This is a genomic window from Agrobacterium sp. RC10-4-1 (assembly GCF_014138475.1).
GTDB lineage: Bacteria > Pseudomonadota > Alphaproteobacteria > Rhizobiales > Rhizobiaceae > Agrobacterium > Agrobacterium pusense.
In genome coordinates, this window is sequence record NZ_JACJIT010000004.1 from 389,936 (window position 1) to 403,559 (window position 13,624).

Below are 13,624 nucleotides of genomic sequence, written 5' to 3' on the forward strand. Positions count from 1 at the left end.
ACAGAACCCCTGAAAAGCGCCGGCCTTGCCTTATTCCGCCAGCTTTGGATGGGAGGAATATGAAGCGCTTGCGGGTCGTTCAGCCGCCTGATTGCGACATGGCCATAGGGTGCTGCGACAGGGAAGAAATTGCGGAGCGTGCCGGACGAACGTTGCACAGCTTTGCCGCTCTTTTCTTCTCCCGCCGGAGAGAAGCTGGCGCGAAGGATCGGATGAGGGGCAACGTTGCCGGACTCCGCAGAGCGCGCCCCCTCAACCCGCTGCCGCGACCTTTCTCGCTGGCGAGGAGAAGTGGAAAAGCGGCGAGCACCCTTGGCCGGAACTCAATGTCCGCGATCAACAGCGATCTACGCTTTCGCGCCGGGTTTCTCCTTCGGCTCTGTCGCCTTGTCGTTTTTCGGTGCCTCTTTCTCCGGCGCAGCTGCCCCCGTATGGGCCACCACCGCCTTGTCGCCCTCCTCCGAAAGCAGGGCTGCCAGCATCTGCGGATTGGCGTCGCCTTCCACGTGGATGTTGAGGTTGCGCTGCGGGAACGGGATGGCGATGCCCTCCTCGCGGAAGCGCTGGAGAATGGCGATCCTCAGGGAGTTCTTCACGGCAAGCCCATTCGAGAGGTCTGCGAGATGGAAGCGCAGTTCGAAATCCAGCGAAAAGTCGCCGAAACGGAGGAATTCCACATGCGGCTCGGGATTGCGCAATACCGGCGGCTGGGCGCGCACCAGCTCAAGCAGAATGTCCATGACCCTCTGCGGATCGGAATCATAGGCAACAGAGACCGGGATTTCAGCGCGCATGATGCGGTTGCGGTGCGTCCAGTTACCGACGGAGGAATTGATGAATTCGGAATTCGGCACGATGATCGATTGGCCGCGGAAGGTCTCGATTTCCGTTGCGCGCACCGAAAGCCGCTTGACCGTGCCTTCGGTCGTTCCCGTCACCACCCAGTCGCCCACCTTGAAGGGGCGCTCCACCAGCAGGATGAGGCCGGAGACGAAGTTCGATACGATATTCTGCAAGCCGAAACCGATACCGACCGAAAGGGCGGAAGCGACCAGCGCCAGGCTGGAGAGGTTGAGGCCGGCGGAAGACACGCCGAAAATGGCCGCAACCGCAATGCCGAGATATCCGATGCCTGTTTTGACGGAGTTACGCACGCCGGCATCCACCTGGCCGCGCGCCATGACGTTGCTGTCCAGCCACTTCTGGAACCAGCGCGTGATGATGTAACCGATGGCGAAGACGAGAATGCCGCCGAAAATGCCGATCAGCGAGATCGAGGCATTGCCGACGGTGATGCCCGTCAGCAGGCGATAAGCCCAGCTTTCTATATCGCCGGGCTGGAAGCCCCAGGAAAACAGGATGAGCGGCACACCGAAGGTCAAGGCCACGGCATAGATGCCAAGCCCCGCCACAAGCCCGGCCTGATCAAGCGGCACGGGTCCAAGGCCATAACGGCGGGCAAGGTAACGGCCGACGAGCGATTCGGCGAAGGCGCCCTGCCGGGAAATGGCCTTGCCTGAGAGAATGCCGATATACATGGTGGCCAGCACCGCGCCTGTCGCAACGATCTGCGTGGCGAGGAAGCGCGCAAGACCGACATAACCCGTCAGGCACGCGCCGATGAGAACGAGGCCGCCGATGCGCAGCAGAATGACGAGCCAGCGCGGCAGGCGCTGGTTGCCGGTCTCATAATCCTGCCCCTCGCCGATCACCGGCCTCAGGAACGATACGGCGAGCAGAATGAGACCGATGATGATCGAGGCGACGAAACTCTTGGCAACGGTGACGATAAGCGGCGAATAAAGCGTCTCGCTGATGGTGCCGAACAGATAATCGAGACCATTCACCAGCGCCATCAAAAGCACGGCCGAGGACAGCTGATGTGCGCCGCGATTGGAAACCTTCAGCAGGCGCCATTCCGGCTGCGTCGGCGCAAAGATCGCATAGCTCAGCCGCGACACGAAATAAACGAAGCCCGTGACCGCCATGGCGCCGAACAGGATCGGCGCGATGTCGGACCGCAACACGTTGAAATTATCAAGGAAAAACGCCGACGTGAGCAGAAACAGGAACAGCGACAGCGACTGCACCATGGTGGACCAGAAGGCCACCGATAGCCGTCTCAAATAGGATGGTGCCCCCGTAAAGGCGCGCCGCTCCATACGACTGCCGAAAAGACGGTAGCCGCCAACCAGAAACAGCAATGCGGCCATGATCGACAGCGTCACCGCCCCGAACATCGGCAGCCGCTTGTAATTCCATACATAGGCTGCCCAGCTGCTGAACGCATTGTTGAGGTTGGTGAGTTCCGTCAGGAAGGCGGACGAGGCATCACCGAGCGTCTCGGCGGAGACTTCCGTTCGCTTGAACAGCGTTGCGGCAAACAGCGCCCGGCGGACGGCTGTTATATTGTTGGAAATTTGTGCGGCATTATTGGCCGTGGCCTCCACCTCGCCGGCCATGGCATTCACTTCGCCGCGTTCCGCCGTCAGCCGGTTACGCTCGTCCGTCACCATGTCGGCTTCCGGAGGCTGCCCTTCGCCGGGCGCGGCACCCAGTGCATCCAGCCGGGTTTTGATCTGGTCCAGCCGCGCTCGAAGCTTGGTGTTGGTTGCGGCAGCATCGGCGGCGATACCGTCCGCCCGCCCCTTGAGATCGACAAGCTGGGCGTCATCGCGTCCGCCTGCCTCCACCTGTCCCGAAATAAACGCCAGATCCGATTTCCATTTTTCCAGATCGGCTTTTGCCTGCTCGATGGTCGAGGGCTGGATGGCGCCCGGCGCCGTGGGCGTCGTCGCCTCCTGCGCCGAGACAGGCGCAACGCTCAAGACGCTGAAAAGCGCAAAAATCGCGACCAGAAAGGCGGCAAGTCCGCCGCTCCGCCGGCCACGGCCCGCCCGCTTGTGAAGCACCCGCCTGCCGCTCATCCATCCGCCAAACATCAACCGCACATCCACGCCTTTCATCTCTTGCACCGCATCAGGCTATTTAGCGCCTGCAGCGCGGAAAACCACCCGCATGAAGCGAGGTTTTCAGGAGTTTACCTTGCTTTTCCCCGCGCGAATCATCACCTTTGATCGTGCAGCAAACATGGGAGGAAATCATGGAATCTGCTGGCATTGGCTGGATTGCAGCCATCATCATCGGTGGCGTCGCGGGGTGGCTCGCCGAACAATTCATGAAAAGCAATATGGGTGTTTTCATGAACATCCTTCTCGGAATCGTCGGCGCCATCATCGCCAACGCCATCCTTTCGGTCTTCGGAATCGTTTTGACCGGCTGGCTGGGATATTTGATCGCCGGCTTCATCGGCGCTTGCATCCTCATCTTTATCGGGCGGGCGTTCAGGCGCGGATGACGAAAAGAAAAAATCCGTAAAACACCGGATTTCCAGGCTTTTCCAGCGCGGCCGAAATTTTTTCGTCACAAAAATCGAAGAAATTTCATTTACGCGCTGGACAAGCCCAAACTTCCCCTTTATACGCCCCCTCACACCGCCACACGGTGCCGGTCGGGTGATTAGCTCAGTTGGTAGAGCAGCTGACTCTTAATCAGCGGGTCGTAGGTTCGAGCCCTACATCACCCACCAAATTTCTCCATAGTGACAAGACGTTGTGATGCCGGATTGAAGCATCGCGTGAGCTTCGGAAGCCTCGTCTTAGGTCGGGCATTCCGCGCGATAGCAGTAAAATTGCTGCGGCAGTCACGACGCCAGCGCTCGAAGCGTCGCGTGTTTTCGCCTGGCCTCCTCTAAAGTTCCAGCGTTGGCACAGGCTCTTTTACACCGACAAAACGCGGCGCCAGCGGCCGGCCGGCGATACGGCTTCCAAACTGCCCGGTAAAGGGAACAGGTGCCGCCCGCCTTACCGCCTCGATGGCGGATTCGATGAAGGCCCTGCGTCTTGGACTTTCCTCCTGCGGGCGCGCGGCAATCACCACCACCTTGTCCCTTATCCTTCCGTCCTTGTGCAAAATGAACTGCAGCGTCACCACCAGTCCCTCCGTGTCCTCCGGCGGCACCCAGCAGGCGAAGATGGCATCGAACATTTCGTTGAGATTGCCGACAGGTGTAGGGTCGTTGCAGGCGCGCGACTGAGCGGAAGCCTGCGTCAGGAAACCTGTCAGCACGATGGCGCAGGCCACAAGGCCCGAGAGCTTGCCGGTCGGGCAAGCCGGGAATGAAAGAATGAACAAATTTGCTATCCTTTCCTCGCGACACAGCCGCAGGATGGTGAGCCCGTGCCGCTTGCCAGTAAGTGATGTCTAAAATATCAATGAAATAAAAATCGGATATATCGCCTAACCTAGATACAAAATTATGAATCAAAAATACTCATTAACTTTCTAAAATCTATCAAAATAATATTTATATTGCACAATATATTACACAATATACCGCTCTTAATCAAGATATACATTAAAACAGCGCCCCAGAAAGGAAATTGACATAACCCCCGGGCGGTTTTTCAGTCATACTGCGTCGAGGCACCCAACGATCCCGGGATGCCTCTTCAAATTCTTGCGATGAAGCGGACGAAAGCGCGATTCTCGGCGTTGCGGTGACGTTACTTCCGCAAAGCTGTCTCAATCATCCCTATGATCGAGATTATGAGATTACTCATCACCATATTGCTGTTCGTCCTCGGCGCGGTCGGGAGCGGGGTATGTGCGTTTTTATTATCGGCAGCCCTTGCCGATTCCGGGCTCCTCGGCTCCTGTTTCGAGGGAAGCTGTGCTTTCGCGGCGCTTTTCATGGTGCTTCCGGTCACATGGTTCGTCCTTTTCGCGCTTTATGTCATGGCTCTGCTGATCTGGAGACGAAAACCCTTCCGCAACCGAAGCCTCTGAAAAAGCGCATCCCCGCCTCATCGCTACCGGGCATTCGTTGACAGCGACGGGCACTTGCCGTTAACTCCCGCCTGCTGGGGGATTCGCTGCCAGTGATATCGGGCCCTGCGGGGCATATGCGGTATCACCGGCCTCTGAATGTGCATGTTCCAATTTGCGTTTCGCGTTTGAAGGACATGACGGAAAACAGGGAGACCAAACGATGCGGGCCGCAATCAATTCCCCGTCGCTTTCGATCGACACCATGGACTATCAGGCCGAGTGCCAGTTCGCACTGGAACCCTCCATTCAGGGGCTCATTGAAAAAGCCGAACATGCCGGCTGGAACCGCCAGCAGGCCGCACTCGCCATCGTGGCGCTCGCCAGCGAACATCTCACCGATATGTTATCGACGCTCGCAGCGCCGGATCAACGCCCCCACTCCTGAATGCACCCTGCCGCCGGGGCGGATCAGCGCCCGGGCAATCTTGATATCCATCCCCACACACCGATCCCAGGCTGGCGTAGGCTAAACGCCTCCACCGCAGGCGCATGATGCGCCTTGCGGAGCCGTGCCGGGCCCCACGCCCGCTGCCACGTGATACGCCCCTGTTTACCCAGCAATGTCGGAATGGCGCTGACAGCCTGCCTTAGTGTTGACACAAGCGGCCAATAATGAGAACATATAGTGAACATTATGGAGGTCAGCGATGAACACAGCAGACGCAACCATAGAAAATGCCCTCACCGTCGTGGCCCGTTCCCGTGACATGCGCGAGCGCGCGCTGGAACGCCGGCGCGAATTGCAGCGGCGCACCGAGGTCATCATCACCCGGCCGCTTTACGTGCTCAAGAAGAGCGAAGGACCGCGGCAATTGTCGCTGAAGCTCGACAGCTGAGGCTGTCTGCCTTTCTGGTGCCGTTCAAACGCTGCAAAACGGCGGCGGCGCGACGCAGCAGACAATGAAAAATCCCGTGCGGATCACATCGAGCACGGGATTTTCAGAATGAAGAGATCATGGTTCTGTCTTATTGCATGCGTTGCATTGCGGCTTCGGGCTCGCCGGTGGTGGCAACCGCCGCGGCGGGAAGGCGATCGGTCTTTTTCAGGATGACGACGGGCTTGTCAGCCGGTTCCGTCGGCGGAACGATGCTTGCGGTTTTGAATTCGCGGTCGACGGCAGGGACGGAAGCGTTGATCTTTTCATGACCCGCGCATTCCGCAAGCGCTGCACTGGCGGAAAAACCAAAGACAGCGGCGATAATGAGAACTGATTTCATGTCATTCTCCCTTCGCTTTTATGGCAATCTCCAGTCTAGGTGGAGACGAACCGGATTGAAAATCACACTTTAGAGACACCTTATAAACTTAACGTCGGTAGTCGTCGTTTCGATATGCGAATGGCGCGCCAGAACTGGTCATGCTTTGTTATTTCTTCCGCAGATCCAGCGGATTTCCGCAAAGCGGTCTGCGAAATATCATCGCCACGTAACTTCCCTTGAGGGAAATCAGGCTTGGCGTGTAAGTCGAAACCTTAGCCTGGTTGGCGGCCTTGATCGTTCTTCCTTCGAGGGAATTCTGCTGCATTGCACGACTCCTTCCGTAAGCGATAACGAAAATGCACTGTTCTTGTTCCGATCACGGTTTCGTTGTTGCAGTCGAAAGAATGAACGCGTCGCCGCCTGTTTTTTCTTCCGCGGCGGCGAGACGAAGCAGGCGGAACACTCCCCAAGTCCCCCATGCTTGAAAAATCCGCCCGAAAGCTATATATGACCAGGCGCGAGGACGACCTCGGCCACATCGGCGACAGCATGCGGGACGGCCCGGTCACAAACCGGAGAATAGAATGCGCTCCCTGCAAGATCGTATCCGCCACGCCCTCAGTTTCGAGATCATCGGGCTTCTGCTGGTCATTCCACTCGGCGCATTGCTGTTTGGCATGCCCATGGAGGATATCGGCGTCGTGGGCCTCGTCAGCGCCACGCTCGCGACCATCTGGAATTACGTCTATAATCTCGGCTTCGACCACGCCATGCAGCGCCTGAAGGGCACGACGCTCAAGACACCCGCCATTCGGGTCGGGCACGCGGTGCTGTTCGAACTCGGCCTGCTTATCGTCCTGATGCCCTTCATCGCCTGGTATCTGAATATCAGCCTTGCCCACGCGCTGGTGATGGATATCTCCTTCGCGCTTTTTTACGTGGTCTATGCTTTTGTCTTCAACTGGAGCTACGACCGCGTCTTCCCCCTGCCGGAATGGAAGTCGCAGCAGGACGCCGCCTGAAACGATCGGAAAATACCGATAGCGTCCGTGCCGGCACCGCGCCTGCACGGACCAACCGTCAGAGAGACTTCAGCGTCCAGGCCACAATCTCGCGCGTCGCGGCGGCAAAGGCCTGGTCGAGTGCTTTCACGAAATTGGCGTTGCCTGAGCCGCTGACGCGGGCGCTGGAACGGAACACCTCCTGCGCCTTCACCGTGCCGTTGCGGTCGTTGAGGAGCTTCACCGAGATTTCGATATTGGCGAGGTTCTTCGCCGTATCGATCTCGAAGGCACGGATATCGCTCACGACCTGATAATCGATCGCCAGCCCCTGCCCCGGCCGGCCGACGCCGCCGAGTTTGCCGGTATCCTCGAACGCTTCCACGAGCTTGGATTGCACCATACGCGGCAGGCGGTCGCTCCACTGCGAATTGCCGAGATATTGCACTTCCGAGCCCGAAAGCCGCACCACGATGTTTTCGCTGTCCAGCGCCTTCAGGGCGGTCGGATCGGCAATCAGCAGCTGACGGCTTTTCAGCGACGGCCCCTGCGTCACCGCCGCCGGCGAGACGGAGAGATCGAACGTATCGTTCTTCGGCGCGCCCGCGCAGCCCGCCATCATTGCAGCAAGCAGCGGAGCCAGAACGAGGGCGCGGCGTTGGCCGTTCATCGATAGTCTCATTGGCCCATACCCCTCTTAGCGCCTTGTTCTGCCGTCATATTGTTTCACGGTTTCGCCGCCGAAAATCAACCGTTGCGGATCGCGGTCGATATTGGTGATGGCATTGTTGAGATTGTCCACCGTCTGTCGCGTGCTGCCGATCAATGCCTGGAAATCTTTCAGGCCCGAGCTTGAGAAGCGGGTCAGATTGTCGGCGATCGGCCCGATGCGGGCATTGAGATTGTCGGCCACCGCCTTGAAGGAGGTGAGCGTCTCACGCGCCTTGGCAAACAGCGAATTGGCGTCGTCAGTGCCGAGCATGCCGTCCACCTTGGCGAGAATCCCATCAACGCGGCTGGAGGCCAGGTTCAGCTTGCGGCCCATCTCGGTGAAATCGGAAACCGCCTGATCGATATCGGCGCGCCGTGCGCCCACATCATCGGCGATCCGCTTGAAGTTCGCGACAGCATCGCGCGCATCGGCGGTCGCAGAGGAAACGTCGTCAACCACGGTGCCCACCTTGGCGGGATCGACGGAGGCGAGAAGCTCATCCGCGCGCTTGACGACCGTCTGCACTTCCGTGCTTGCCGCCTCGAAATTGCGCGCCGTGCTCTGCACCGTTTCCATGATGCCCTGAATATCGCTCGAAGCCGACGCGACATCCTTCGTCACCTTGTCGACATTGGACAGGATGGAATCGATCTTGCCAGCATCCACTGCCTTCACCAGATCTTCGATGGCGCTCAGCGTGCCGTCGAGGCGCACCGAGACCGACTGTACGGTGGTGGAAAGCGAGCTGAGGCTGGCAATGAAATTCTTGATGCCATCGGAGTTTGCCGCCAGCGCATCGGAGAATTTTTCGGCATTGCGAACCGTCTGCGTCAGCGGGCCGCGCGCATCCTGCACGAAGCCCTGCAATTCGCCGATGGCGCCATCGGCGCGCTTCAGTATCTTGTCGGCGGTGGCAAGCAGGTTGGTGACGCTGGAAAGATCGGCCGTCAGCTCGGCCGGAACACCGCTTTCGACGGCTTTCTGCAGAATGCGCTCGCCATCCTTGTTGCCGCCGGAAAGCTCGATATACGCCGCTCCGGTCAGGCCCTGAATTTCAAGCACGGCGCGTGTGGAAGGGAAAACCGGCGCATCCGCCTGTACCTCTGTAAAGGCGATGGAATAGGCCGGGTCGTCGCGGTCGATTGCAAGCCCGCGCACCGTGCCGACGGGAATACCGTTGAAACGCACCGGAGAGCCGACCGAAAGGCCATTGGCGGAGCCCGGAATACGCACCACAAGCTGTGCTGTCGGGCCACCGCGGCCGAATTCCGCCATCCAGTAAACGAAGCCAAATGCAGCGGCGATCACGATCAGCGTGAAAATTCCGACTATGGTGTAGTTCGCCTTGGTTTCCATGCTTCTCGTTACTCCACCGGATGTTCCTGCCTGTCGTCCGGAAGAACGACAGAGCGCGCCCGTTTACCGCGGAAATAGGACTGCACCCACGGGTCGTCGCAGGCAAACATGTCCTGCAGCGTCCCTTCCACCAGCACCTTCTTCTGGCCGAGAACCGCAATGCGGTCACAGACGGAGAACAGGCTGTCGAGATCGTGCGTCACCATATAAACGGTCAGGCCGAGCGAATCGCGCAGCCGCGCGATCAGCATATCAAATTCCGCCGCCCCGATGGGATCGAGGCCGGATGTCGGCTCATCAAGGAAGACGAGGTCGGGATCGAGCGACAGCGCCCGGGCAAGCGCTGCGCGCTTGATCATGCCGCCTGACAGTTCCGACGGGTATTTGTCGCCCGCATCGGGCTTCAGCCCCACCATCTCGATCTTGAGATAGGCAAGCTCGTCCATCAGTTTCTTCGGCAGATCGAGATATTCGCGCATCGGCAGCTGGATGTTTTCCTTCACCGTCAGGCCGGAAAACAGCGCGCCCTGCTGGAACAGCACCCCAAGCCGCTGGTCGAGCCTCATGCGCTCGTCCTCGCCCGCCTTGTCATAATCAGAGCCGAGAATGCTGATCGTGCCCGCCTGCCGTGGCAAAAGCCGCAGGACCGTGCGCATCAACACGGATTTTCCGGCCCCGGAGGGACCGATGAAACCCAGGATTTCGCCGCGATAGACATCGAGATTGAGATCTTCCAGCACGTTCCGGCCGTTAAAGCCGACTGTCACGCCCTCGACGGAAAGCACCACCTCGCGGCCGTCTTTTCCGGTCTTTGTCTGCTGCTGCGGTTTCTGGTCCAGTGTTTCCAACGCGCCCTCCCTAGAAATCGATGGCTGCGTAGAAGATGGCAAAAAGACCATCCACCAGAATGACGACGAAGATCGACTTCACCACCGAGGAGGTGACGTGCTGGCCGAGCGATTCCGCCGAGCCGCCTACTTTCATGCCCTCCACCGCTGCGACGATGCCGATGATGAGCGCCATGAACGGCGCCTTGATCATACCCGCTGCGATGGTCGATTCCTCCACCGCGCCATGCAGACGCGAGAGGAACACCTCAAAAGTGATGCCGGAATAAAGCAGCGCCACGATGGCAGCACCAAAAAGCGCGGCAAAATTGGCGAGAATGGTCAGAAGCGGCAGCGCAATGGTGAGCGCCACCAGCCGCGGAAACACCAGCACGCCCACGGGATTGAGGCCAATCACCTTCAGCGCGTCGATTTCCTCGCGCATCTTCATGGAGCCAATTTCGGCGGTGATGGCGCTGCCGGAGCGGCCGGCGATCATGATCGCAGTCAGCAGCACACCGATTTCACGCAGCTGGAGAATGCCGACGAGATCGACGACGAAGACCTCAGCCCCGAAATATCTGAGCTGGAACGCGCCCTGCTGGGCGATGATGGCACCGATCAGGAACGACATCAGCATGATGATCGGCACGGCGCGCACGCCCATATGGTCGATCTGGTTGACGATTGCCGCCGGCGAGACGCCGCGCCCGCGCCCGAGCTTCATCTGCGCACCGCGCACTGCCGAACCCAGAATATACATGCCCGCCAGGAAATCCGCGCCGTTCTGGACCACGGCCTTGCCGATCGGAGAAAAGATGCGCTCCACCAGTCCCTCGCGCGCGACCGGCTCCGCCTCCATCTCCGCCTTGTCGGGCAGCTGCCCGATCACCTGCTCGATACGGTCGTTGCCGCTGAGCGTGACGGTCGCACCATTCGCCTCGAGGTCCTTGCGCAGGCGCTGGATGATCCAGGCGCCGGTCGTATCGATGGACTCGACGGAGGAAAGCTCGATCTCCACCGGGCCGGCGGGTCTGCTTTTTTCGATCTTATCGAGATCAGGTAAAACGGCGGAGAGATTACTGTTGCGCCAGGAGCCGCTCATGACATAGCGCAGGCCGCCGCCGGAGACGGTGCCGTCTTCGGTGATTGCGGCCGGGGTCGCCTGTTGCCGTGTGTCCTGTTCTTGCATAATGCTCCGAGCGAATGCAGCCGTCACGAGATTCTTAAAGGTTTCATAACGTTTCGGCCTCCGGCAAGCCACAGTGGCAGCCGACAATTCGTGATAAATTTGGCGTCATGTGTCATTTGACGCCCAATCGGAAGTGAAAAAACATGCCCCGTTACCTTCAAGCCACAACAGAACGTTTCGCCGTTGCTGGCAGCTTCACCATTTCACGCGGCACCCGGACGCATGCGGATGTCGTAACGTGCACCATCCGCGATGGTTCCTTCACCGGCAGAGGTGAATGTGTGCCCTATCCGCGATATGGCGAAAGCATCGAAGGCGTCATTGCCGATATCGAGGCGATGGCGGAGCGGATCGCCGCAGGCCTGACGCGGCAGGAGTTGCAGCAGGCGATGGAACCGGGTGCGGCCCGTAATGCGGTGGATTGCGCGCTTTGGGATCTCGAGGCGAAGATGAGCGGCCAGAGCGTCGCCGAGCAGGTCCTCGGACAGGAGGCAGAGCCGCTCGTCACAGCCTATACGATTTCGCTTGCAGACCCGGAGACCATGGCCGCAAAGACCGCAGAGAACGCCGGACGTCCGCTTCTGAAGATCAAGACCGGCACAGCCGACGATGAAGCCCGCCTGCGGGCCGTCCGCGCAGCCGCACCCGAGGCGCGCATCATCATCGATGCCAACGAAGGCTGGAACGACGACAATATCGAATATTATCTGAGGCTTGCGGCAGAGCTGAAGATATCGCTGATCGAACAGCCCCTGCCCGCTGGCAAGGACGCCATTCTCTCCCGTATCGACCATCCGGTGCTGATCTGCGCCGATGAAAGCGTGCATTCCACCAAGGACCTCACCGGCCTGCGCGACCGCTACGACGCGATCAACATCAAGCTCGACAAGACCGGCGGCCTGACAGAGGCGCTTGTCATGAAGGCGGAGGCCGAAAGGCTCGGTTTCACCATCATGGTCGGCTGCATGCTCGGCACCTCGTTGGGCATGGCACCTGCCGTGCTTGCCGCGCAGGGCACGGCCTTTGCCGATCTCGACGGCCCGCTGCTTTTGGCCGAGGATCGGGAGCCTGGGCTGGTTTATGAAGGCTCGCTTGTTTATCCGGGGCGGCCGGAATTGTGGGGGTAGAGCTCTCGCCAAGGGTCCGGACTGGGTTGGTGCCTAGAGGCTGCATTCGCACCCTCTCTCCGGTGCGTCACCGGAAGGTTACTGAGAAGCCTCTAAAGCCTCACCTCCGTCATGCCGGACCTGATCCGGCATCCAGCCACGGCGCGTCTGCGCCGTGAGAAATAAGTCTTACGCGATCAAAGACTTGATCGCACTGGATCCCGGCTCAGGGCCGGGATGACGGTATGCGGATGCTACAATTTCAACCAACACTCGTTTACAGGTGAGCCTACCATCAGCGCCCGTCAAACGCTCCAATCACGCCGCGTGCTTGCCAATCAGCCCCGGAATATTCACCGGCTCCATTTCGTCCGATGTCTGCTCGGCGACCACTTCGCTCGTCTGCATCCAGGTGATCAGCTCGAAGCTGCCATCGGCGTTCTCGGCAATCGCCGTGCAGCTTTCCACCCAGTCGCCGGTGTTGATGTAACGTATGCCGTCCATGTCTTCCATGACGGCGTGGTGAATATGGCCACAGATCACGCCGTCGACATTGTTGCGCCGGGCTTCATCCGCCACCACACGCTGGAATTCACCGATGAAGTTGACGGCGTGTTTCACCTGCAGCTTGGCCCAGGCCGAAAACGACCAGTAAGGCAGGCCGATGCGGCGGCGTACGGCGGCGATGGCGATATTGATGGCGATTGCTGCGTCATAGGCCCAGTCGCCGAGATAGGCGAGCAGGCGGGCGTTGCGCACCACCACGTCGAACTCGTCGCCATGGATGATGAGATATTTCCTGCCGTCGGCCGCCTCATGGATCATGCGTTCGGCCACTTCGATGCCGCCGAAATGCATGCCGGGGAACTCCCGCAGGAATTCATCGTGATTGCCGGGAATATACACGATGCGGGTTCCCTTGCGGGCCTTGCGCAGCAGCTTTTGCACCACGTCGTTGCAACCCTGCGGCCAGTACCAGCTGCGGCGCAGGCGCCAGCCGTCGACGATGTCACCGACGAGAATGATCGTTTCGGCCTCGTGATGTCTGAGGAAGTCCAGCAGATAGTCAGTCTTGGCCGCCTTGGAACCAAGATGAACATCCGAAATGAAAAGCGTTCTGAACTGTCTGGTTTCGATTTGACCGGCCACGGATTTCATCCCCCTGTTCGGTTGCGTCCCTGCGGCTTTCTTCCCTCTCTGAACCAGACTCGTGTTTCAGCAACATGACAGCGGCCGTTTTTTGCAGGGAATATGACGAAACGCTTCACGAAAACGCGAATAAGCCGTGGCCGCATTTGCATGAGACGCCCGTAAATAACGGCTGTACCACGGGGAAGTTT

15 protein-coding genes and 1 tRNA gene are annotated in these 13,624 nt (G+C 59.3%); 7 read left to right on the plus strand and 9 right to left on the minus strand.

The genetic code is table 11. The annotated features are described in order from the left end of the window. Positions 1-347: 347 nt before the first annotated feature. Entirely contained in the window at positions 348-2,966 is a 2,619-nt protein-coding gene (locus FHW77_RS13545) for a mechanosensitive ion channel family protein (protein WP_034498936.1), read from the minus strand. Positions 2,967-3,103: 137 nt separating this feature from the next. On the opposite strand from FHW77_RS13545, the gene FHW77_RS13550 reads away from it, so the two are divergent. Together FHW77_RS13550 and FHW77_RS13555 are read left to right on the plus strand one after the other, a co-directional pair. After that, positions 3,104-3,358 (plus strand): GlsB/YeaQ/YmgE family stress response membrane protein, encoded by a 255-nt coding sequence (locus tag FHW77_RS13550; RefSeq protein ID WP_004442014.1) that lies wholly within the window; start codon positions 3,104-3,106, stop codon positions 3,356-3,358. A 155-nt stretch (positions 3,359-3,513) separates the two neighbouring features. Continuing rightward, positions 3,514-3,589, plus strand: a tRNA-Lys gene (locus FHW77_RS13555). A gap of 161 nt (positions 3,590-3,750) precedes the next feature. Here the strand turns inward: FHW77_RS13555 and tolA are convergent. Continuing rightward, positions 3,751-4,194 carry a cell envelope integrity protein TolA gene (gene tolA, locus FHW77_RS13560; protein WP_210277007.1) on the minus strand — a complete coding sequence of 148 codons (444 nt, stop codon included), beginning with the start codon at positions 4,192-4,194 and terminating at the stop codon, positions 3,751-3,753. 402 nt (positions 4,195-4,596) lie between these two features. Here tolA and FHW77_RS13565 point away from each other — a divergent pair, with 402 nt between their 5' ends. The 3 genes from FHW77_RS13565 to FHW77_RS13575 all read left to right on the plus strand — a co-directional run bounded on the left by FHW77_RS13565 (position 4,597) and on the right by FHW77_RS13575 (position 5,726). Next, a complete protein-coding gene (locus FHW77_RS13565) occupies positions 4,597-4,848 on the plus strand; it encodes a hypothetical protein (RefSeq protein ID WP_004442017.1) in 252 nt (83 codons plus the stop codon). 202 nt (positions 4,849-5,050) lie between these two features. After that, positions 5,051-5,275, plus strand: a complete 225-nt coding sequence (locus tag FHW77_RS13570) for a hypothetical protein (RefSeq protein ID WP_004442019.1) — start codon at positions 5,051-5,053, stop codon at positions 5,273-5,275. Positions 5,276-5,537: 262 nt separating this feature from the next. Further along, positions 5,538-5,726, plus strand: coding sequence for a hypothetical protein (locus FHW77_RS13575; RefSeq protein ID WP_004442020.1), 189 nt, complete (start codon positions 5,538-5,540; stop codon positions 5,724-5,726). A 130-nt stretch (positions 5,727-5,856) separates the two neighbouring features. Here the strand turns inward: FHW77_RS13575 and FHW77_RS13580 are convergent, their stop codons facing one another. Continuing rightward, positions 5,857-6,108, minus strand: coding sequence for a hypothetical protein (locus FHW77_RS13580; RefSeq protein WP_004442021.1), 252 nt, complete (start codon positions 6,106-6,108; stop codon positions 5,857-5,859). A gap of 148 nt (positions 6,109-6,256) precedes the next feature. Beyond that, positions 6,257-6,415, minus strand: coding sequence for a hypothetical protein (locus FHW77_RS13585; RefSeq protein WP_004442022.1), 159 nt, complete (start codon positions 6,413-6,415; stop codon positions 6,257-6,259). A 259-nt stretch (positions 6,416-6,674) separates the two neighbouring features. Here FHW77_RS13585 and FHW77_RS13590 point away from each other — a divergent pair, with 259 nt between their 5' ends. Beyond that, the gene (locus tag FHW77_RS13590; protein WP_004442023.1) at positions 6,675-7,112 is read left to right on the plus strand and encodes a PACE efflux transporter; all 438 of its coding nucleotides are present in this window, start codon (positions 6,675-6,677) and stop codon (positions 7,110-7,112) included. Between the two features lie 58 nt (positions 7,113-7,170). On the opposite strand, the gene FHW77_RS13595 is transcribed toward FHW77_RS13590, so the two are convergent. Genes FHW77_RS13595 through FHW77_RS13610 form a run of 4 tightly spaced genes read right to left on the minus strand, consistent with a single transcriptional unit; the run spans position 7,171 to position 11,178 of the window. Beyond that, positions 7,171-7,773: an ABC-type transport auxiliary lipoprotein family protein gene (locus FHW77_RS13595; RefSeq protein WP_034498940.1), complete on the minus strand. Its 603-nt coding sequence runs from the start codon at positions 7,771-7,773 to the stop codon at positions 7,171-7,173. A 15-nt stretch (positions 7,774-7,788) separates the two neighbouring features. Further along, the gene (locus tag FHW77_RS13600) at positions 7,789-9,159 is read right to left on the minus strand and encodes an MlaD family protein (RefSeq protein WP_004442026.1); all 1,371 of its coding nucleotides are present in this window, start codon (positions 9,157-9,159) and stop codon (positions 7,789-7,791) included. Positions 9,160-9,167: 8 nt separating this feature from the next. Further along, the gene (locus tag FHW77_RS13605; protein WP_004442028.1) at positions 9,168-10,007 is read right to left on the minus strand and encodes an ABC transporter ATP-binding protein; all 840 of its coding nucleotides are present in this window, start codon (positions 10,005-10,007) and stop codon (positions 9,168-9,170) included. A 10-nt stretch (positions 10,008-10,017) separates the two neighbouring features. Then, the gene (locus FHW77_RS13610) at positions 10,018-11,178 is read right to left on the minus strand and encodes an ABC transporter permease (protein ID WP_004442030.1); all 1,161 of its coding nucleotides are present in this window, start codon (positions 11,176-11,178) and stop codon (positions 10,018-10,020) included. Positions 11,179-11,321: 143 nt separating this feature from the next. Here FHW77_RS13610 and dgcA point away from each other — a divergent pair, with 143 nt between their 5' ends. Beyond that, entirely contained in the window at positions 11,322-12,305 is a 984-nt protein-coding gene (dgcA, locus tag FHW77_RS13615; protein ID WP_004442032.1) for an N-acetyl-D-Glu racemase DgcA, read from the plus strand. Positions 12,306-12,602: 297 nt separating this feature from the next. Here dgcA and FHW77_RS13620 read toward each other — a convergent pair whose 3' ends face one another. After that, a complete protein-coding gene (locus FHW77_RS13620) occupies positions 12,603-13,442 on the minus strand; it encodes a UDP-2,3-diacylglucosamine diphosphatase (protein WP_006697377.1) in 840 nt (279 codons plus the stop codon). Between the last annotated feature and the right edge of the window lie 182 nt (positions 13,443-13,624).

Excerpts from the sequence above, each read along its gene's own strand:
- FHW77_RS13580 (WP_004442021.1), bottom strand. The coding sequence starts at position 6,108 with ATGAAATCAGTTCTCATTATCGCCGCTGTCTTTGGTTTTTCCGCCAGT.
- FHW77_RS13575 (WP_004442020.1), top strand. The coding sequence starts at position 5,538 with ATGAACACAGCAGACGCAACCATAGAAAATGCCCTCACCGTCGTGGCC.
- FHW77_RS13565 (WP_004442017.1), top strand. The coding sequence starts at position 4,597 with ATGATCGAGATTATGAGATTACTCATCACCATATTGCTGTTCGTCCTC.
- FHW77_RS13610 (WP_004442030.1), bottom strand. The coding sequence starts at position 11,178 with ATGCAAGAACAGGACACACGGCAACAGGCGACCCCGGCCGCAATCACC.
- FHW77_RS13585 (WP_004442022.1), bottom strand. The coding sequence starts at position 6,415 with ATGCAGCAGAATTCCCTCGAAGGAAGAACGATCAAGGCCGCCAACCAG.
- FHW77_RS13570 (WP_004442019.1), top strand. The coding sequence starts at position 5,051 with ATGCGGGCCGCAATCAATTCCCCGTCGCTTTCGATCGACACCATGGAC.
- FHW77_RS13600 (WP_004442026.1), bottom strand. The coding sequence starts at position 9,159 with ATGGAAACCAAGGCGAACTACACCATAGTCGGAATTTTCACGCTGATC.
- FHW77_RS13595 (WP_034498940.1), bottom strand. The coding sequence starts at position 7,773 with ATGAGACTATCGATGAACGGCCAACGCCGCGCCCTCGTTCTGGCTCCG.
- FHW77_RS13620 (WP_006697377.1), bottom strand. The coding sequence starts at position 13,442 with ATGAAATCCGTGGCCGGTCAAATCGAAACCAGACAGTTCAGAACGCTT.
- FHW77_RS13590 (WP_004442023.1), top strand. The coding sequence starts at position 6,675 with ATGCGCTCCCTGCAAGATCGTATCCGCCACGCCCTCAGTTTCGAGATC.
- FHW77_RS13545 (WP_034498936.1), bottom strand. The coding sequence starts at position 2,966 with ATGAAAGGCGTGGATGTGCGGTTGATGTTTGGCGGATGGATGAGCGGC.
- FHW77_RS13550 (WP_004442014.1), top strand. The coding sequence starts at position 3,104 with ATGGAATCTGCTGGCATTGGCTGGATTGCAGCCATCATCATCGGTGGC.
- dgcA (WP_004442032.1), top strand. The coding sequence starts at position 11,322 with ATGCCCCGTTACCTTCAAGCCACAACAGAACGTTTCGCCGTTGCTGGC.